The following is an 18,126-nucleotide window of genomic DNA, read 5'->3' on the forward strand; positions in this document are numbered from 1 at the left end:
TCCGGACGTAGTTACCAGCGAGTTAACTTCCGCCTACCCTCGGTCCATGACCGAGACGGACAGCGCGGGACGCCGGCCGAGGGACACGCCGTGGGTGATGCGGACCTACGCCGGGCACTCGACGGCGACGGCGTCGAACGCCCTCTACCGGACCAACCTCGCCAAGGGGCAGACCGGGCTCTCGGTCGCCTTCGACCTGCCGACGCAGACCGGCTACGACCCCGACTCGCCCCTGGCGCGCGGCGAGGTCGGCAAGGTCGGCGTGCCGGTGCCGCACCTCGGTGAGATGCGGCGGCTCTTCGACGACATCCCGCTGACCGGGATGAACACCTCGATGACCATCAACGCCACCGCGATGTGGATGCTCGCGCTGTACCAGGTGGCCGCCGAGGAGCAGAACCCCGGCCTGGAGCCCTCCGAGGTCGCCCACCAGCTCGCCGGCACCACCCAGAACGACATCATCAAGGAGTACCTCTCGCGCGGGACCTACGTCTTCCCGCCGCAGCACTCGCTGCGCCTGATCAGCGACATGATCGCCTACACCGTGCACGAGATCCCGAGGTGGAACCCGATCAACATCTGCAGCTACCACCTGCAGGAGGCCGGCGCGACGCCGACGCAGGAGATCGCCTACGCGCTGTGCACCGCGATCGCCGTCCTCGACCAGGTCAAGGGGTCGGGCCAGGTCTCCGAGGCCGACTTCGGCAGGGTCGTCGGGCGGATCTCGTTCTTCGTCAACGCCGGCGTCCGCTTCGTCGAGGAGATGTGCAAGATGCGCGCCTTCGTGCGGATGTGGGAGGAGATCACCCGCGACCGCTACGGCGTCGAGGACCCGAAGATGCGCCGGTTCCGCTACGGCGTGCAGGTCAACTCCCTCGGCCTGACCGAGGCCCAGCCCGAGAACAACGTGCAGCGGATCGTGCTCGAGATGCTCGGCGTGACGCTGTCGAAGGACGCCCGCGCCCGCGCCGTCCAGCTGCCGGCGTGGAACGAGGCCCTCGGCCTGCCGCGCCCGTGGGACCAGCAGTGGTCGCTGCGCCTCCAGCAGGTGCTGGCCTTCGAGTCCGACCTCCTCGAGCACGAGGACATCTTCGACGGCTCCCACGTGGTCGAGGCCAAGGTCGCCGAGCTCGTCGAGGGCGCGACGGCCGAGATGGACCGGGTCCAGGCCCTCGGCGGCGCGATCGTCGCGGTCGAGTCCGGCTACATGAAGCAGGAGCTGGTCTCCGCGCACGCCGCCCGCCGGGCCCGGATCGAGAACGGCGAGGAGGTGATCGTCGGCGTCAACCGCTTCGAGACCACCGAGCCGTCCCCGCTGACCGCCGACCTCGACGGCGCCATCATGGCCGCCGACCCGCTGGCCGAGCGGGCGGCGCTCGACTCGGTGGCGGCCTGGAAGGAGCAGCGCGACGAGGACGGCGTCCGCGCGGCCCTGCAGCGGCTCGCCGAGGACGCCAGGACCGACACGAACCTCATGGTCGCCACCCTCGCCGCGGCCCGCGCCGGCGCGACGACGGGGGAGTGGGCCGGCACCCTGCGCGAGGTCTTCGGCGAGTTCCGCGCGCCGACCGGCGTCGGCGGCGCCGTCGGGGTCGCCGAGGCCGGGGCCGAGCTCACCGACGTCCGGGAGCGGGTGCGCGCCACCGGCGAGGAGCTCGGCGGACGGCTGCGGCTGCTCGTCGGCAAGCCGGGTCTCGACGGGCACTCGAACGGCGCCGAGCAGGTCGCCGTCCGAGCCCGCGACGCCGGTTTCGAGGTCATCTACCAAGGGATCCGGCTCACGCCCGAGCAGATCGTCAGCGCCGCCGTGGCCGAGGACGTGCACTGCGTCGGCCTCTCGATCCTGTCCGGCAGCCACATGGAGCTGGTGCCGTCGGTGCTGGAGGGCCTGCGCGCGGCCGGGCTCGACGACGTCCCGGTGATCGTCGGCGGGATCATCCCGGACTCCGACGGCCGGCTGCTGAGGGAGGCGGGGGTCGCCGCGGTCTACACGCCGAAGGACTTCGGCCTCACCGCCATCATGGGCGGCATCGTCGAGGTCATCCGGGCCGCCCACGGCCTCGACCCCCTCGCCTCCGACGCTGGGCTCGCAGCCCGGGGGTGAGGCGCAGGAGAGGGTAGCCTCACCTCATTCTGCTAGCCTGGTCGACGTGGGCAAGGGCAACGTCGCGAAGCTTCCGAAGATGAAGTGCTGCGAGTCGAGGAAGAAGTGCGGTCGGTGCCCGCTGCGCATGCTCAAGGAGGGCACGCTGCCCCCGGGGTATACCGTGAAGCGTCGCCATCTGGTCCGTCTCGACGGCAAGAAGGTCACCAAGAAGAAGCTCACGAAGGCGGCCTGACAGCCTTCTCTGACCCGGAGGCTCCCGTGCCCGCACCCCGTTTCGTCGACCTGCTCAACGCCCAGATCGGCAACGAGCTGTCTGCCCACAACCAGTACCTCTCGGTCGCGGTCCACTACGACGCGCTGACCATGCCGCAGATGGCCGCCCTCTTCTACGGGCAGGCGCTCGAGGAGCGCGACCACGCGATGATGATGGTGCAGTACCTCCTCGACACCGACGCCGACGTCGTGATCCCGGGCGTCGAGGCACCGGTGCCGACCTTCGTGGGCGTCGTCGCCCCGGTCGAGCTCGCGCTGGCCCAGGAGAAGAAGGTCACCGAGCAGATCAACCAGCTGCTGCGGGTCGCGCGCGAGGAGGGCGACTTCGCCTCCGAGCAGTTCATGCAGTGGTTCATCAAGGAACAGGTCGAGGAGGTCGCCACCATGAGCGACCTGCTGGCCGTGGTCAACCGCAACGCCGACGACATCGACGACATCGAGGACTACGTGGCCCGCGAGCAGGGTGGCGAGGGCGCCGACGCCACCGCCCCGAGGATCGCCGGCGCGTAGGCGCCAGCCCGATGAGGGTCATCGTCGTCGGGGCCGGCGTGGTCGGCCTGACCTGCGCCGTGCGGCTGCTCGAGGCGGGCCACCGCGTCGACGTCGTCGCCCGCGACCTGCCGCTGGAGACGACGTCCGCGGTCGCGGCCGGGCTCGTGCACCCGCACCGGGCCGGGCCTCCCGACCTCGTCGAGGCGTGGACGGCGCGGTCGGTCGCGGCCTACGAGGCCCTGAGCCGGGTCGGGACCGGCGTGCCGCACGGCGTCGTGCTGATGGAGGGCACCGACGTCGAGCACGGCGTCCGGGTCGCCCCGGTCGTGGACCTCCCGGTCCACCTGCGCTGGCTGGTCGCGCGGGTCGAGTCGCTCGGCGGCACGCTGACCCGGCTCAACCTGTCGGCCCTGGCGCACCTGGGCGGTGCCGACCGGGCCGAGCGCGGCGACGTGGTGGTCAACTGCTCGGGCCTGGGCGCCCGGCTGCTCGGCGCCGACCCGACGGTGGTGCCGGCCGCCGGCCAGGTGGTCGTCCTCGAGCAGGTCGGCCTCGACCGGTGGTGGCTCGATGCCCGGGGGCCGACCTACGTCGTGCCGCGCGAGCGGGAGATCGTGGTCGGCGGCACCGACGACGTCGGCGAGTGGAGCCGGACGCCGTCACCCGCGACGGCCGACGACATCGTCGCGCGCGCCGCGCGGCTGGTGCCGGCCCTGGCCCACGCGCGGGTGCTGCGGCACAAGGTCGGCCTGCGCCCCACGCGGCCCGAGGTGCGCCTGGAGCGGGTCGGCGGGATCGTGCACTGCTACGGCCACGGCGGCGCCGGGGTGACGCTCTCGTGGGGGTGCGCCGACGACGTCGTCGCGCTGGTCGGGCCGGTCAGCGCCGACTGAGCGCGCACGCCGGGGCGCTCCCGGCGGGGCTCACGGTGCCGAGGCGTCGCCGCCGGCGACGGCGCGGTCGGCGAAGTACTGCTCGCAGGTGTCGGTCATGTACGAGATGAACGCGTCGCCGTCGGCGACGTCGTCCCTCGGGACGGCCAGGGTGTTGCGCGCCTCGTCGTAGGCCTCGTCGCCCTTGTCGTCGAGGGCGTCGACGTAGATCTCGAACCCGTCTCGGACCTGCTCGCTCACGCCGGCCGGCGTCCCGGTCTCGGCCAGCCCGGCGGCGAAGTCGCCGGCGGTGCGGTCGATGGCCGCGCTCGCGGTGCAGAAGCCCTCGAGGGAGGCGTCGGTGGGGGAGTCCGCGGCGATGCTGCCGCAGGCCGTGAGGGCCAGCAGCGTCGTGGTCGCCACGCCGGTCGTCACGGCGAGGCGGGAGCGCGGGGTCACGCCCCGAACCTACCGGGACGACGACGGCCCGCCCCGACCGAGGTCGGGGCGGGCCGTGCGCGGTGGATCTGGTCGTCAGTTGCCGAACTCGGTGTCCTTCAGCTTGGTGCCGTCGTCCTCGCCCTCGCAGATCGTGCCGACGAACGCGTCCTGGTACGGGCCGCGCTGGTCGTCGGGCAGGGCCTCGAGACCGTCGACGAGCTCCTTGGCGTCGTCGGAGCCGTCGTCCTCGGCGGCGTCCTTCATGAAGTCGAAGAACTCGTCGGTCGACATGTCCTTGATCTCGCCACAGGTGGCGTTGTCGAGGTCGTTGCCGCCGCAGGCGGTGAGCGTCGTGCCGAGGACGACGGTCATCGCGGCCAGGCCGAGGAACCGGGTGCGCTTGCGGTTGCGGGTACGGGGGAGGGTCGATGTAGTCACGAGCGGAACATATCCAGGCAGGTGACCGAGGAAACCTCCCGGCCCCGCCGGTCTGGTCAGGATCCTCGGCGGGCCGCGACCCGGCGGGCCACCAGCACGCCGACGACCAGCCCGAGCACGGCTCCGGTGACCGGGCCCCAGTCGTCGTCCAGGGCCTTGCCGGTGAGGGTGGCGGCCACCACGAGGGCCAGGACGAGGCTGGCCACCAGCAGGTTGCGGAACAGCTCCTCGAAGTAGATCCGGCTGAAGGACGGCTCGGGGACGGCGTCCGTGACCGGGGCGGCGTCCGTGACCGCGGCGGGGACGGCGGGGGCCGGGTCCGGCGCGGGGGCCGGCGTCAGCGGGATCGTGCGGACGACGGCGTCCGGGGTGATCGCGCCGTACACGTGGGGGAACGTCTCGCTGCCGGGGGGCGCCCCCTCGACGGTCTCCTCGACCACCGGCGAAATGAGTAGGTCGGTGTCGAGCACGAGGAGCAGGAGCGGCTCGGTCACGCCGGCGTAGAACCGGTCGAGCACGCCCTGCCACTGGTCGCCGCGGCTGGCGTGGATGAAGCCCTCCTCGGCGAGGGTGCGCCCGAGGGTCGACGTCGTGTAGCGCCCCGAGAGCAGGGCGGCCTCCCAGTCGGCGACGGTGGCGATGTGGAAGATCCGCACGGGGGCCTAGAAGAGCCGGTGCTCGGAGTCGTCGATGCCGCGCAGGGCGTCGTAGTCGACCACGGCGCAGGCGATGCCCCGGTCGGTGGCCAGCACCCGCGCCTGCGGCTTGATCTCCTGGGCCGCGAAGATGCCGCGGACCGCGCCCCTGCGGGTCAGCGCGGGGTCGCGGTTGAGCAGCTCGAGGTAGCGGGTCAGCTGCTCGACGCCGTCGATCTCGCCGCGACGCTTGATCTCGACGGCGACGCTGAGGCCGCCGGCGTCGCGACACATCAGGTCGACCGGGCCGATCGCCGTCGGGAACTCGCGCCGTACCAGGCTCAGGCCCTCGGCGAGGGTCGCGGGGTGCTCGGCCAGCAGCTCCTGGAGGTGCTTCTCGACGCCGTCCTTCTGCAGGCCGGGGTCGACCCCGAGGTGGTGGGTCGTCTCGTGGAGGATCTCCTCGATCAGGATCCGCAGGGTGTCCTCGGGCCCCTTCGCGGTGCTGCGCGCGGTGACGGTCCACTCGACCTGGCCGTCGTCGGTGGTGCCCTCGCGCAGGGTGCACGGCGGGCTCATCCAGTTCAGCGGCTTGTAGGAGCCGCCGTCGGAGTGCACCAGCACCGAGCCGTCGGCCTTGATCATCAGCACCCGCGTCGCCATCGGCAGGTGGGCGGTGAGCCGACCCGCGTAGTCGACCTGGCAACGGGCAACGACGAGTCTCACGGGAACCGAATGTAGCGGTCGTGGATCCAGGGGTGTCGACCCGACCGCTTGCGGGAGTGGCGCGTCTGGGGTTGAGTGACGGGGCATGACAGCACCTGGGCCGCTCGCGACGCAATCACCCGGCTGGTTGGCCGACACGTAGAAGGCGATCAACGACGCCTTCGAGCCGGTCGCCACCGCGGTCAGCGACGTCATCTTCTACGCCCCGGAGATCGGCGGCGTCACGATCCCGCTGATCGTGCTGTGGCTCGTCGTCGCGGCCGCCGTCTTCACCGTCTACTTCCGCGGCATCCAGCTCACCGGGGTCAGGACCTCGATCGCGCTGGTGCGCGGCAGGTACAGCCGCGACTCCGACCCGGGCGAGGTCACCCACTTCCAGGCGCTCTCCTCGGCCGTCTCCGGAACCGTCGGCCTCGGCAACATCGCCGGCGTCGGCGCCGCCGTGGTGATCGGTGGGCCGGGCGCGACCTTCTGGATGATCCTGGCCGGCCTGCTGGGCATGTGCACCAAGTTCGTCGAGTGCACGCTCGGGGTGAAGTACCGCGAGATCCACGAGGACGGGTCGGTCACCGGTGGTCCGTTCCGCTACCTGCCGATCGCCTTCGAGAGGTTCGGGGCGCTCACCACCAGGGTGCTCACCACGATCTTCGCCGTCGCGCTGCTGCTCTTCGGCGCGATCGGCGGCAACATGTTCCAGGCCAACCAGACCTTCGCCCAGGCCCAGGAGGTCACCGGCGGCGAGGACGGCCTGCTGAGCTCGGCCGGGTCGGCGCTCGTCTTCGGCATCGTCCTGGCTGCGCTCGTCGGCTCGGTCATCCTCGGCGGCATCTCCTCGATCGCCAAGGTGACCTCGCGGCTGGTGCCCACGATGGCGGTCATCTACCTCGTCGCCTGTCTCCTCGTGATCGGCGGGAACGCCGTCCAGATCCCCGACGCCATCGGCGCGATCGTCTCCGGCGCCTTCAACCCGACCGGCGTCGCCGGCGGGGCGGTCGGCGTGCTGATCGTCGGCTTCCAGCGCGCTGCCTTCTCGAACGAGGCCGGGGTCGGTTCGGCCCCGATCACGCACTCGGCGGTCAAGACGAGGCACCCGGTCAGCGAGGGCTTCGTCGCCCTGCTCGAGCCGTTCATCGACACCGTCGTGATCTGCACGATGACCGCCCTGACCATCGTCATCGCCGACACCGCCTACTACAGCGAGGCCCGGGAGACGGTCGCGGCGGGAGGCGACGCGCCCGACGGGGTCGTCGTCACCTCCCGCGCCTTCGAGACGTTCCTGCCGTCGTTCCCGGTCGTCCTGGCCATCGCGGTGGCCCTCTTCGCGTTCTCGACCCTCATCACCTGGAGCTACTACTCGATGAAGGCGTGGACGACGCTGTTCGGGCGCTCGGCCCGCAGCGAGCTGCTCTTCAAGTTCCTGTTCTGCCTCTTCACCGTCGTCGGCTCGGTCATCACCTTCACCTCGGTGATCGCGTTCGCCGACGCCGTGCTCTTCGTCTGTGCGATCGTCAACCTCCTCGCCTGCTACCTGCTGCTCCCGAAGGTGCGCGACGAGCTCCGCAGCTTCCGCGAGGGACTGCGCAGCGGCGCGATCGCCGAGGTGCCGGAGGACGAGCGCGCCTCCTGACCGGGTGCACCCCCTCTCGTCCCGCTCCCTACAGTGGCGCTCGTGGACATCTCGATCCGGCGGGCCCGACCCTCCGACCTGCGCCGGATCGCGGCGGTCGAGGACGCCGGCGTCGCGCTCTTCGAGCAGCACCTCGGCGCCGCCGTGCTGGCCAGCGTGCCCGCGCTGAGCGCCGGCGCGACGAGCGGGGCCGAGCGCGACGGCGTCGGCACCCTGCTGGTGGCCGTCGACGACCGGCGGCTCGTGGGGTTCGCGCACGTCGTCCCGCACGACCTGCACGCCCACCTCGAGCAGGTCTCGGTCCTGCCGGCGTACGGGCGGCGGGGGATCGGGGCCCGGCTGGTGCGCGAGGCGATGGAGGAGGCCCGGTGGGCCGGCTACGGCGTGATGTCGCTGTGCACCTACCGCGACGTCCCCTGGAACGGCCCGTTCTACGCCGCGCTCGGCTTCACCGAGGTGAGCGACCTGGAGCCGTTCCAGCGCGACCTGCGCGCCCACGAGCAGGCGCTGGGACTCGACGACGCCGGCGTCCGCGTGGTCATGCAGGCCACCCTGTCCCGCCCCACGCGCCGACCCGTCAGTGATCACTGACGGGTCAGCGTGCCCGACGCGCCGACCCGTCAGTGATCACTGACGGGTCAGCGGGGTGGGCCGAAGTTACCGACGGGTGAACATCGGGTCCGGTGCCCGTGACACCGTGTCATGATGCGGTGCCATGACCTCGATGAGCCCGGCAGCGCCCGCAGCAGGTAGTCAGTCCCGCACGTTCACCACGATCGGGGTCGTCGGCCTCGGCACCATGGGCGCCGGGATCGCCGAGGTCTTCGCCCGCAACGGCCACGCCGTGGTCGGCGTCGAGCTGAACGACGAGGCCGTCGAGCGCGGCCGCCAGCACCTCGAGCACTCGACCGGCCGCGCGGTGCGGCGCGAGAAGATGACCGAGGCCGAGCAGGCCGAGCTGTTGGGCCGGATCACGTTCACCACCGCGCTGGCCGACCTCGCCGACGCCGGCCTGGTGGTGGAGGCGGTCGTGGAGTCGATGGAGGTCAAGAAGGCGATCTTCCGCGAGCTCGACGGCATCGTCTCGCCGGACGCCGTGCTGGCGACGAACACCTCGTCGCTGTCGGTCACCGAGCTGTCCTCGGCGACGTCCGGGCCGGGCCGGGTGGTCGGCGTGCACTTCTTCAACCCCGCGCCGGTGCAGGACCTGGTGGAGGTGGTGCGGACCGTCGTCACCGAGCCCGACGTCCTCACCGACGTCCAGGCGCTGCTGGCCTCGCTCGGCAAGAGCCCGGTGGTCTGCGGCGACAAGGCGGGGTTCATCGCCAACACCCTGCTCTTCGGCTACCTCAACCACGCCGCGTCGATGTACGAGGGGCGCTACGCCAGCCGCGAGGACATCGACGCCGCCATGCGCTTCGGCTGCGGCTACCCGATGGGCCCGCTCGCCCTGCTCGACCTGATCGGCCTCGACACCGCCTACGAGATCCTCGAGACGATGTACCGCCAGGGCCGCGACCGGCTGCACGCGCCCACCCCGGTCCTCAAGCAGATGGTCACCGCCGGGCTGCTCGGTCGCAAGACCGGTCGGGGCTTCTACACCTACGAGGGACCCGACAGCCCCGTCGTGGTCCCCGACGACCGGACGCCCTCCGACGACGACGCCCCGCAGCTGCGCCACGACGTCCGGCTGGTCGGGGTCGTCGGGACCGGCACGATGGCGGCGGGGATCGTCGAGGTCTTCGCCCGCGCCGGGTACGACGTCCGCTGCGTCGGGCGCAGCGCCGACAAGGTCGCCGGGGTGGTGGCCACGATCACCCGGAGCCTCGACAAGCAGGTCCAGCGCGGCCGGGCCACCGAGGAGACCAAGGCCGAGGTGCTCGCCCGGGTCGCAGGCACCACGTCGCTGGAGGACCTGGCCGACGTCGACCTGGTCGTCGAGGCGATCGCGGAGGACCTCGCGATCAAGACGACGCTGTTCGAGAACCTCGACGAGATCTGCAAGGAGGGGGCCATCCTGGCGACCACGACGTCCTCGCTGCCGATCATCGCGCTTGCCTCGGCCACCCGCCGCGCGCAGGACGTCGTCGGCATGCACTTCTTCAACCCGGCCACGGTGATGCGACTCGTGGAGGTGGTCTCCACGGTGTCCACCGACGACGACGTCACCGAGACCACCCGGGCGCTGTGCGCGCGGGTGGGCAAGGTGGCGGTCTCCTGCGGTGACCGGGCCGGCTTCATCGTCAACGCGCTGCTGTTCCCCTACCTCAACGACGCCGTCAAGATGCTGGAGGCGCACTACGCCACCGCCGACGACATCGACCTGGCGATGAAGCAGGGCTGCGCGCTGCCGATGGGGCCCTTCGAGCTGCTCGACGTCGTCGGCAACGACGTGTCGCTGGCCATCCAGCGCGAGCTCTACCAGGAGTTCCGCGAGCCGGGCTTCGCGCCGGCGCCGCTGCTCGAGCACCTGGTCACGGCCGGCTACCTGGGCCGCAAGACCAGGCGTGGCTTCCGCGACCACTCGCGGCGCTGATGGACCACGATCCCGCGGGGCACCCGGGGCACCCGGGGCTGGGCGACCTCGTCGACGCCTGGCTCGACGGTTACGCCGTCGCGCGGCAGCTGCCGGTGCTGCGGCACGACGGGGTCGCGGAGATCGAGATCGCCAGCGGGGGACGGCGCCTCGAGGTCGTGGTCGCCGAGCCGGCTCCGGCCCTGCTCGAGGCGACGCTGCGCCGTCTCGTCGGGACCACCGACGTCTGGGTCACGGTCCTGACCGCCGGGCAGTGGGCGCCCGACCCGCCGGACGGCGTCCGGGTGCAGGTCGACGACGAGGTGCTGATGACGCTCGACCTGGCCCCGGCCGCACCGTCGGGGAGCGGCAGCCGCGTCGTCGTCGAGGAGCACGGGGACCGGGCCCGGGCCGTCGTCCTTGAGCACGAGGCGGTGACGGCGGTCGGCTGGGTCGCGCTGACCGGACCGCCGGCGACGCCGACCGCGGTGGCCGACCGGGTGTGGACGGCCGAGACCCACCGCCGCCGCGGGCTCGGCGGCGCGGTGATGGGGGCGCTGCAGGGCTGGGCGCACGCCCACGGGGCCCGTCGTGCCGTGCTCGCGGCCTCCGTCGAGGGACAGGCGCTCTACGCCGCCCTCGGCTGGCGGGTCGCGGCGCGGATGACCTCCTTCGCCGGCGCGGACGGACCTCCGTAGGCTTCGCGGGTGCACCGTCCCCTCCTCGCCCTGACCGCCGCCGTCCTCGGCCTCGTGCTCGGGCTCACGGCCCTGCCGGCCCACGCCGCCGACGTCACGCCGCTGCCGACCGGCACCGACGTCGACTACCAGCTCGGCGGCCCGGTCGACCGGCCGGCGCACGTCGGCATCGTCGTCCGCGACCGCACCGCCGCGGCCGACCCCGACCGCTACAACGTCTGCTACGTCAACGGCTTCCAGACCCAGCCCGACGCGAAGCGGTTCTGGCGCCAGCGGTGGAACCTGGTGCTGAAGCAGGACGGTCGCCCGGTCGTCGACGAGAACTGGGGGGAGTGGCTGCTCGACATCGCCACGCCCGCCAAGCGGCGTCGGCTCGCCGCGATCGTGGGCCGCTGGGTCGACGGCTGCGCGCGCGACGGCTTCCAGGCCGTCGAGTTCGACAACCTGGACTCCTTCACCCGCAGCCGCGGTGAGCTGTCGCGACGCGACGCCACGGCGTTCGCCAGGCTGCTGGTGCGCCGCACGCACGCCGCCGGCCTCGCGGCCGGGCAGAAGAACCTCGCCGGGTACGACGGCACCCGGATCGGCTTCGACTTCGCCGTCAGCGAGTCGTGCGCGCAGTACCGGGAGTGCGGTCGCTACGTCGAGGACTTCGGCACGCAGGTGCTGATGGTGGAGTACCGGCGCGTCGACTTCCGTCGCGCGTGCGCCGACCACGGCGCCACCCACGCGATCGTGCTGCGCGACCTGGCGCTGCGCCCGGGCCACCGGGCGCGCTACTGCTGATCGCTCAGGAGTAGCGGTGGCTCTTCGCCGCGTGGCCCTGCTCGCGGGTGCAGGTGCGCCCGCCCATGTTGCGGTGTCCGCACAGCGCCTCGTCGGCGGCGGCCCCGGTGTCGGCGCCGGTGTCGGGGGCGGCAGCGAGAGCAGCCGCGGCCTTGGCCGCCTTGGCGGCCGGGGGCGCGACCGGGGCCTTGGCGGCCGGGGTCGTGGGGGAGGGCGTCGCCCTCGTGGCGCCGCGGGCGGCGGCCGATCGTGCGTACTTGGCCTCGCGCATCGCGCGCAGCTCGTCGGTCTTGCTCATCGTCGGATCACGGGTCCGACCCTACGGGGCGCCACCGACACCCCGGTGCTGACACTCCCGCCCCGGCCCGTGAGGTAGGTCCCTCCGGCTCAGGCGCCGGCCTGCCGCGCCCGGTAGGCGGCGACGGCGTTGCGGTTGCCGCACGTCGTCGAGCAGAACCGTCGCGACCGGTTGCGGGACAGGTCGAGGACGACGCCCTCGCACTCGTCGTCGCCGCAGACGCCGAGCCGCGACATCTCGTCGCCGCGGATGACGTCGATCATCGCCATCGCGAGCTCGACCCGGAACCGGGTCGCCCACGGGGCGTCGGGCGACACCGCGTGCAGGTGCCAGTCGAACTCGTCGTGCCGCATCAGCTGGGGCAGCGCCTGCTCCTCGGCGAGCATCCGGTTCACGAGCCCGACGGCGTCCTCGCGGCTGGCGGTGAGCAGGGTGCGGAACTCCGCGCGCAGCGCCAGGACGGCGTCCCGCTCGGCGGCGTCCCGGTCGTGGCGACCGCTGAAGTGGTGCTTGCGGTAGAAGTCGCTCAGCTCCTCGACCGTGGAGATGGTGACGGGGTCGAGCGCGCTGTTGGCGAGGACGACCGCGGACTGCAGCGACAGCTCGACGTCATGAGCGAAAACCATGTTGACAGATTACCAAACGGGTCCCTACTGTCATGAGTCATGAGCACCTTGGCCAATGACACCACCGCTCCGACCCGCCGGGTGGCCACCCCCGCCGGCTTCGTGCTGGCGCTGACCTCGGCCGTGGCGTTCGGACTCTCCGGGGCGCTCGCGCGTCCGCTGCTCGACGCCGGGTGGACGCCGGGGTCGGTGGTGCTGGTCCGGATCGCGGTGGGTGCGCTGGTGGTGGTGCCGTTCGGCGTGCGCGCCCTGCAGGGACGGTGGTCGCTGGTGCGCCGCAACGCCCGCCTCATCGCGCTGTACGGCGTCCTGGCCGTCGCCGGCGCGCAGTTCTGCTACTTCGCGGCGGTCCAGCACATGGAGGTCGGCCCGGCCCTGCTCATCGAGTACACCGCGCCCGCGGCGGTCGTGGTCTGGTTCTGGCTGCGTCACGGTGAGCGGCCCGGCCCGGTGACCCTCGGCGGCGCCGCGGTCTGCGCGCTGGGGCTGGTGCTCGTGCTCGACCTGTTCTCGGGCGCCGGGCTGAGCGCCGTCGGCGTCCTGTGGGCGCTCGGCGCGATGGTCGGGTGCGCGACCTACTTCATCGTCAACGGCGACGACTCCACCGGGCTGCCGCCGCTCTCGCTCGCGGCCGGTGGCCTGGTCGTCGGCGCGGCCGCCCTCGGCCTGCTCGGCCTCGTCGGGCTGATGCCGGTGCGCGCCGAGACCGCCGACGTCTCCTACGCCGGCACCACGGTCGCCTGGTGGGTGCCGCTGGTGCTGCTCGGCCTCGTGACCGCCGCCGTCGCCTACGTCACCGGCATCGCGGCCAGCCGGGTGCTCGGGTCGAGGCTCGCGTCGTTCGTCGCCCTCAGCGAGGTCGTCGCCGGCGTGCTGTGGGCCTGGCTGCTGCTCGACCAGCTCCCGGCCCTGGTGCAGCTGCTCGGCGGCGCGCTGATCCTGCTCGGCGTCCTCGGGGTCAAGCTGGGCGAGCGCGGGATGCCGGTCGGCGACGCGGTCCCGGAGCCGCTGCCCGCCCCGCTGCCGGACCCGACCGTTACCGCGTGTCCTGCCGCTTCACGACGACCTCGCGCATGATGAGCAGGAGGGCGGCCGCCGTCGGGATCGCCAGCAGCGCGCCGACGACGCCGAGCAGCGCGGCGCCCACGAGGGCGGCGATCACGGTGACCGCGCCCGGCACGTCGACCGACTTCTTCATCACCCGCGGGTAGATCACGTAGTTCTCGACCTGCTGGTAGACCACGTAGAAGACGATGCAGACGATGCCGGTGTTCACGTCGGTCGCGAACGCGATCGCGACCACGACGACGGCGCCGATCGTGGCGCCGATCATCGGGATGACGTCGAGCAGCGCGACCACGAAGGCGAGCGCCACGGCGTACTCACCGAGGCCGACGACGAACAGGAACACCAGCGAGGACAGCCCGGCGCACAGCGCCACGATGAACGCGCCCGAGACGTAGCCGCCGATGTTGCGGATCACCCGGTCGCCGAGCCGGGTCACCCGGTCGCGGCGCGAGGCCGGCGCGAGGCGGTACATCGCGTTCTTGGTGGTCTCGAGGGAGGCCAGGAAGTAGAGCGTGAGCACGACGACGATGAAGGCGTTGAACAGCGCCGAGAGGATGCGCAGCCCGAAGCCGAGCGCGCCGCCGAAGAGCCCGCTGACGAAGTCGCCGTTGGCGACGTAGTCCTGGATCTTCGAGATGATGTCGTACTCGTCGTCGAGCTCCTGGATCTTCCTGTTCGCCTGCAGCTGGTCGAGCCAGCCGGGCACGTTGTCGGTGAGCTTGGTGACCTGGTCGGTGATGACCGGGACGATCGCCACGACGAAGAGGGCCACGGCGCCGAGCGCGGCGACGATGACGGCCGTGCACGCCCACGAGCGGCGCAGGCCGCGGCGCTCGAGCAGCTCCACCGACGGGTTCAGGCCGGCGGCGAGGAAGAGGGCGACCACGACGAGCATGAGCACCGAGCCGATGCCGACGATCGCCTCGAACAGGAACCAGGCCAGCAGCGCGCCGAGCGCGCCGACGAAGCCCAGGTAGAACGGGTTGCGCTTCTCGAACGGCTCGCCGGACTGACCGAAGTCGTCGTCGTCGACGACGGCGACCACGGCAGCCGCGACGTCCTCGGCCTGGGTGGCGGAGGCCTCAGCGCGCTCCGCCGCGTCCTCGGCCCGGTCGGCCGCCTCGGCGGCGGCCTCCGGATCGGGGTCGCGTGGCGTCAACGGCCGTCCCCGCCGGCGTCGCCCGCGTCGGCCGAGTCGTCGGCGAAGCCCGCGACGACGTCGCGCAGCGAGGCCAGCTGGGCGGTGATCGAGTCGCGGCGCTTGACCAGGCGGCCGAGCTCGGCGCGGGTGGCGGCGATCTCGCGCTGGGCGGCGTCGTCGCTGCTGGTCTGGATCGACTCGGCCTTCTGGCGTGCGGCGGCCACGATCTGCTCGGCCTCGCGGCGGGCCCGCTGCAGGGCGCCCTCGGCCTCGGCCGCGGCGGCGGTGCGGTGCTCGCTGGCCTGCTTGGTGGCCTCGGCGGCCCGCAGCTCGGCGGCGTCCGCGCGCTGCTCGGCCTCGGCGACCAGCCGCTTGGTCTCGGCGACCGCGGTGTTGTGGTGGTCGGTGGCCTCGCGGGCCAGCCGCTCCTTCTCCACCGCCAGCGTGCGACGGGCCTCCTGGACCTCGCGGTCGGCCGCGGCGCGGGCCTGCTCGACCTCGCGGGTGGCGCCGGTGCGCATCTCGCTGGTCTCCTGCTGGGCAGCCAGGCGGACCTGGTCGGCCTCGCGCCTGGCGGAGGCGAGGATGTCGGCAGCCTCGGCCCGGGCCAGGGTGCGCTCCTGCTCGGCGTCGGCGGCCAGGCGGGCGCGGGTCTCGTCGAGCTCGCGCAGCTGGACGACCTTCATGTCCTCGATCTCGCGCAGGGCGTCGGACCGGATGGCCTTCGCGTCGCGGTCGGCCTGGGCGCGGATGTCGCCGGCGTCGCGCTGGGCGACCTCGCGGATCTCGTCGGCCTCCTCCTCGGCCAGGCGCAGCATCGTGCTGGCGCGGCCGCCGAGGCCGGCGTAGGACGGCGACTTCTGCTCGTCGAGCTCCTGCTGGGCGGCGTCGAGCTGCTCCTGCAGGGCGGCGACGCGCTGCTCGGTGTCGGAGAGGGTGGCGCTGAGCCCGGCCTTCTCGCTGCTGAGCTGGCGGACCCGCGCGTCGACGACGGCGCGGTCGTAGCCGTTGCGGCGCACCACCGGGAACGGGTCGGTGCCCGAGGCCGACGCCGCCGCGGGTGCCGCGGCCGGGGGCAGCACGGGGCGCGACGGCGCGGGCTGGGGCGCCCGGGCCGGCGGCGTCCGCGGGTTCGACGGCGGCTTCGGGGTCGAGCCGGCCGTCGGGATCACCTGGGTGCGCTGCCCGTCGGGATCGGCCGGGGTCGACTTCGCCCGCGGCGCACCGGTGGTCGCCTGGGGGGTGTCGTTGTCCTCGGGCTCCTCGTCGAAGATGGACAGGCCCTGGTCGTTCATGAAGTGTGACCTCGCTCGCGTCGGGGTGGGATGGGGGGAAGGCGTCCCGGACCCATGATCGCTGATCGGGCGCCCCGATCCCACCCCGCCCGCGCGCGTCGGACGATGAACTTTCGGCTCCGGCGCCGCACGGCCCCGAGCGGTGCCGCGCGTGGCCGCGCGGTGGCTACACGCCGCGGAACCGGTTGATCGCGGTGAGGTGCTTCTCACGCAGCTCGTGGTCGCGGACGCCGAGCCCCTCCTCGGGGGCCAGGCACAGGACGCCGACCTTGCCCTGGTGGAGGTTGTGGTGGACGTCGAGCGCGGCCTGGCCGACGTCGGCCAGCGCGTAGGTCCTCGAGAGCGTCGGGTGGATCATGCCCTTGGCGATGAGCCGGTTGGCCTCCCACGACTCGCGGTAGTTGGCGAAGTGGCTGGAGATGATCCGCTTGAGGTTCATCCACAGGTAGCGGTTGTCGTACTCGTGCATGTAGCCCGACGTCGACGCGCAGGTGGTGATGGTGCCGCCCTTGCGGGTCACGTAGACCGAGGCGCCGAAGGTCTCGCGGCCCGGGTGCTCGAAGACGATGTCGATGTCCTCGCCGCCGGTCAGCTCGCGGATCCGGGCGCCGAAGCGCTTCCACTCGCGCGGGTCCTGGGCGGTGCCCTCGTCGTTCCAGAACCGGTAACCCTCCTCGGAGCGGTTGATGATCAGCTCCGCGCCCATCGAGCGGGCGATGGCGGCCTTCTCCTCGTTCGAGACCACGCAGACCGGGACGGCACCGCCGTTGAGCGCGTACTGCGTCGCGAAGCCGCCCAGTCCGCCGGACGCGCCCCAGACCAGGACGTTGTCGCCCTGCTTCATGTTGCCGCCGTTCCTGGACACGAGCTGGCGGTAGGCGGTGGAGTTGACCAGGCCGGGGGAGGCGGCCTCCTCCCAGGTGAGGTGCGCGGGCTTGGGCATCAGCTGGTTGGACTTGACCAGCGCGATCGTCGCCAGCCCGCCGAAGTTGGTCTCGAAACCCCAGATCCGCTGCTGCGGGTCGAGCATCGTGTCGTCGTGGCCGTCGGAGTCCTCGAGCTCGACCGACAGGCAGTGGGCGACGACCTCGGTGCCGGGCCTCCACCGGGTCACGCCGGGCCCGGTGCGCAGCACGACGCCGGCCAGGTCGGAGCCGACCACGTGGTAGGGCAGGTCGTGGCGGCGGGTCAGCTCCGAGAGCCGCCCGTAGCGCTCGAGGAAGCCGAACGTCGAGACCGGCTCGAAGATCGAGGTCCACACGGTGTTGTAGTTGATCGCCGAGGCCATCACCGCGACGTAGGCCTCGCCCGGGCCGAGCTCCGGCAGGGCGACGTCCTCGACGTGGAGCGACTTGCGGGGGTCCTTGTCGCGGGCCTCGAGGCCCTCGAACATGTCGACGTCGTCCTTGTGGACGGTGACCGCGCGGTAGGCCTCCGGGAGCGGGAGGCTCGCGAAGTCCTCGCTGGTGGCGTCTCCGGCCTGCCCGGCCGTGATGGCGTCGAGGATCTGCTGCATGAGGTGGGTCTCCTGCCGTCGAGGGGTTCCGCGCAAGATACCGGTGGGTAACCGGTCGGGCGGCGGCATGTGCCGGACGTCACGCCGCCGCGTTCCTCACGGGGCGGCGGGCTCCACCAGCTCGACCAGGACGCCGCCGGCGTCCTTGGGGTGCACGAAGTTGATGCGCGAGTCGCTGGTCCCGCGCCGCGGGGCGTCGTAGAGCAGGCGCAGGCCGCGCTCGCGCAGGACGGCGCTGACCTGCTCGACGTCGGTGACCCGGTAGGCGACCTGCTGGCAGCCCGGGCCGTTGCGCCCGATGAACGTGGCGATCGTCGACGTCTCGTCGATCGGGGCCAGCAGCTGCACGTGGGAGCCGGAGTCGCCGACGGCCATCATCGCCTCCCGCACGCCCTGCTCCTCGTTGGTCTCCTGGTGGGCCAGGCGCATGCCGAGGGTGTCGCGGTAGAACGCGATCGCCTCGTCGAGGTCGGGGACGGCCATCCCGACGTGGTCGATGGCGGTGAAGAGGTGGTCGGGGATCTGGAGCGTCATGGCCGTCATTGTGCTGCCCCGCGGCCCGGGGTCGGTGT

Annotated in this window: 20 protein-coding genes; 10 read left to right on the top strand and 10 right to left on the bottom strand. The window is 72.5% G+C overall.

The genetic code is table 11. From position 1 onward, the window contains the following. Positions 1-46: 46 nt before the first annotated feature. The 4 genes from FE634_RS08945 to FE634_RS08960 are packed head-to-tail and all read left to right on the top strand — an operon-like array spanning position 47 to position 3,765. Entirely contained in the window at positions 47-2,104 is a 2,058-nt protein-coding gene (locus FE634_RS08945) for a protein meaA (RefSeq protein ID WP_137292087.1), read from the top strand. Between the two features lie 46 nt (positions 2,105-2,150). Further along, the gene (locus FE634_RS08950; RefSeq protein WP_134766251.1) at positions 2,151-2,339 is read left to right on the top strand and encodes a hypothetical protein; all 189 of its coding nucleotides are present in this window, start codon (positions 2,151-2,153) and stop codon (positions 2,337-2,339) included. A gap of 26 nt (positions 2,340-2,365) precedes the next feature. Further along, positions 2,366-2,890: a ferritin gene (locus FE634_RS08955; protein WP_138875677.1), complete on the top strand. Its 525-nt coding sequence runs from the start codon at positions 2,366-2,368 to the stop codon at positions 2,888-2,890. A gap of 11 nt (positions 2,891-2,901) precedes the next feature. Further along, positions 2,902-3,765 carry an FAD-dependent oxidoreductase gene (locus tag FE634_RS08960; RefSeq protein ID WP_148240525.1) on the top strand — a complete coding sequence of 288 codons (864 nt, stop codon included), beginning with the start codon at positions 2,902-2,904 and terminating at the stop codon, positions 3,763-3,765. Positions 3,766-3,795: 30 nt separating this feature from the next. On the opposite strand, the gene FE634_RS08965 is transcribed toward FE634_RS08960, so the two are convergent. The 4 genes from FE634_RS08965 to nucS form a co-directional block, all read right to left on the bottom strand. After that, positions 3,796-4,203: a hypothetical protein gene (locus FE634_RS08965; RefSeq protein WP_138875678.1), complete on the bottom strand. Its 408-nt coding sequence runs from the start codon at positions 4,201-4,203 to the stop codon at positions 3,796-3,798. Positions 4,204-4,278: 75 nt separating this feature from the next. Beyond that, the gene (locus FE634_RS08970) at positions 4,279-4,623 is read right to left on the bottom strand and encodes a hypothetical protein (protein WP_138875679.1); all 345 of its coding nucleotides are present in this window, start codon (positions 4,621-4,623) and stop codon (positions 4,279-4,281) included. Positions 4,624-4,679: 56 nt separating this feature from the next. Then, positions 4,680-5,279: a DUF952 domain-containing protein gene (locus tag FE634_RS08975; protein ID WP_138875680.1), complete on the bottom strand. Its 600-nt coding sequence runs from the start codon at positions 5,277-5,279 to the stop codon at positions 4,680-4,682. Positions 5,280-5,285: 6 nt separating this feature from the next. Beyond that, positions 5,286-5,984, bottom strand: coding sequence for an endonuclease NucS (gene nucS / locus FE634_RS08980; protein WP_187366863.1), 699 nt, complete (start codon positions 5,982-5,984; stop codon positions 5,286-5,288). Positions 5,985-6,222: 238 nt separating this feature from the next. Here nucS and FE634_RS08985 point away from each other — a divergent pair, with 238 nt between their 5' ends. The 5 genes from FE634_RS08985 (at position 6,223) to FE634_RS09005 (ending at position 11,610) form a co-directional block, all read left to right on the top strand. Next, entirely contained in the window at positions 6,223-7,611 is a 1,389-nt protein-coding gene (locus FE634_RS08985) for an alanine/glycine:cation symporter family protein (protein ID WP_262347631.1), read from the top strand. 42 nt (positions 7,612-7,653) lie between these two features. After that, on the top strand, positions 7,654-8,202 hold the full coding sequence (locus FE634_RS08990) for a GNAT family N-acetyltransferase (RefSeq protein ID WP_187366864.1): 549 nt from the start codon (positions 7,654-7,656) through the stop codon (positions 8,200-8,202). Positions 8,203-8,326: 124 nt separating this feature from the next. After that, entirely contained in the window at positions 8,327-10,147 is a 1,821-nt protein-coding gene (locus FE634_RS08995; protein WP_138875683.1) for a 3-hydroxyacyl-CoA dehydrogenase family protein, read from the top strand. Further along, positions 10,147-10,824 carry a GNAT family N-acetyltransferase gene (locus FE634_RS09000; RefSeq protein WP_138875684.1) on the top strand — a complete coding sequence of 226 codons (678 nt, stop codon included), beginning with the start codon at positions 10,147-10,149 and terminating at the stop codon, positions 10,822-10,824. Before FE634_RS08995 ends, FE634_RS09000 begins: the two co-directional genes overlap by 1 nt. Before the next feature lie 9 nt (positions 10,825-10,833). Beyond that, complete coding sequence (locus tag FE634_RS09005; RefSeq protein WP_138875685.1) at positions 10,834-11,610, top strand: endo alpha-1,4 polygalactosaminidase; 777 nt, start codon at positions 10,834-10,836, stop codon at positions 11,608-11,610. 4 nt (positions 11,611-11,614) lie between these two features. On the opposite strand, the gene FE634_RS09010 is transcribed toward FE634_RS09005, so the two are convergent. Together FE634_RS09010 and FE634_RS09015 are read right to left on the bottom strand one after the other, a co-directional pair. After that, positions 11,615-11,908: a hypothetical protein gene (locus FE634_RS09010; protein ID WP_138875686.1), complete on the bottom strand. Its 294-nt coding sequence runs from the start codon at positions 11,906-11,908 to the stop codon at positions 11,615-11,617. A gap of 89 nt (positions 11,909-11,997) precedes the next feature. Then, the gene (locus FE634_RS09015; protein WP_138875687.1) at positions 11,998-12,534 is read right to left on the bottom strand and encodes a CGNR zinc finger domain-containing protein; all 537 of its coding nucleotides are present in this window, start codon (positions 12,532-12,534) and stop codon (positions 11,998-12,000) included. Positions 12,535-12,573: 39 nt separating this feature from the next. Here FE634_RS09015 and FE634_RS09020 point away from each other — a divergent pair, with 39 nt between their 5' ends. Then, positions 12,574-13,611: an EamA family transporter gene (locus tag FE634_RS09020; RefSeq protein WP_138875688.1), complete on the top strand. Its 1,038-nt coding sequence runs from the start codon at positions 12,574-12,576 to the stop codon at positions 13,609-13,611. Here FE634_RS09020 and FE634_RS09025 read toward each other — a convergent pair. From FE634_RS09025 to mce, 4 genes are all read right to left on the bottom strand, one after another. Further along, complete coding sequence (locus FE634_RS09025) at positions 13,571-14,761, bottom strand: AI-2E family transporter (RefSeq protein WP_138875689.1); 1,191 nt, start codon at positions 14,759-14,761, stop codon at positions 13,571-13,573. The genes FE634_RS09020 and FE634_RS09025 overlap by 41 nt on opposite strands. Beyond that, entirely contained in the window at positions 14,758-16,038 is a 1,281-nt protein-coding gene (locus FE634_RS09030; RefSeq protein ID WP_138875690.1) for a coiled-coil domain-containing protein, read from the bottom strand. Before FE634_RS09030 ends, FE634_RS09025 begins: the two co-directional genes overlap by 4 nt. Before the next feature lie 166 nt (positions 16,039-16,204). Further along, complete coding sequence (ccrA, locus tag FE634_RS09035) at positions 16,205-17,554, bottom strand: crotonyl-CoA carboxylase/reductase (RefSeq protein WP_148240526.1); 1,350 nt, start codon at positions 17,552-17,554, stop codon at positions 16,205-16,207. Positions 17,555-17,650: 96 nt separating this feature from the next. Continuing rightward, complete coding sequence (gene mce / locus FE634_RS09040) at positions 17,651-18,097, bottom strand: methylmalonyl-CoA epimerase (protein ID WP_137292068.1); 447 nt, start codon at positions 18,095-18,097, stop codon at positions 17,651-17,653. Positions 18,098-18,126 lie beyond the last annotated feature (29 nt).

Origin of the sequence: Nocardioides sp. S-1144, from assembly GCF_005954645.2 — a bacterium.
In the GTDB taxonomy this organism is placed as follows: Bacteria; Actinomycetota; Actinomycetes; order Propionibacteriales; family Nocardioidaceae; genus Nocardioides; species Nocardioides dongxiaopingii.

What these genes read in the sequence shown, in the direction of transcription:
- FE634_RS08945 (WP_137292087.1), top strand. Translation starts at nt 47, where the DNA reads ATGACCGAGACGGACAGCGCGGGACGCCGGCCGAGGGACACGCCGTGG.
- FE634_RS08960 (WP_148240525.1), top strand. Translation starts at nt 2,902, where the DNA reads ATGAGGGTCATCGTCGTCGGGGCCGGCGTGGTCGGCCTGACCTGCGCC.
- FE634_RS08995 (WP_138875683.1), top strand. Translation starts at nt 8,327, where the DNA reads ATGACCTCGATGAGCCCGGCAGCGCCCGCAGCAGGTAGTCAGTCCCGC.
- FE634_RS09000 (WP_138875684.1), top strand. Translation starts at nt 10,147, where the DNA reads ATGGACCACGATCCCGCGGGGCACCCGGGGCACCCGGGGCTGGGCGAC.
- FE634_RS09010 (WP_138875686.1), bottom strand. Translation starts at nt 11,908, where the DNA reads ATGAGCAAGACCGACGAGCTGCGCGCGATGCGCGAGGCCAAGTACGCA.
- FE634_RS09015 (WP_138875687.1), bottom strand. Translation starts at nt 12,534, where the DNA reads ATGGTTTTCGCTCATGACGTCGAGCTGTCGCTGCAGTCCGCGGTCGTC.
- FE634_RS09020 (WP_138875688.1), top strand. Translation starts at nt 12,574, where the DNA reads ATGAGCACCTTGGCCAATGACACCACCGCTCCGACCCGCCGGGTGGCC.
- FE634_RS09030 (WP_138875690.1), bottom strand. Translation starts at nt 16,038, where the DNA reads ATGAACGACCAGGGCCTGTCCATCTTCGACGAGGAGCCCGAGGACAAC.
- ccrA (WP_148240526.1), bottom strand. Translation starts at nt 17,554, where the DNA reads ATGCAGCAGATCCTCGACGCCATCACGGCCGGGCAGGCCGGAGACGCC.
- mce (WP_137292068.1), bottom strand. Translation starts at nt 18,097, where the DNA reads ATGACGGCCATGACGCTCCAGATCCCCGACCACCTCTTCACCGCCATC.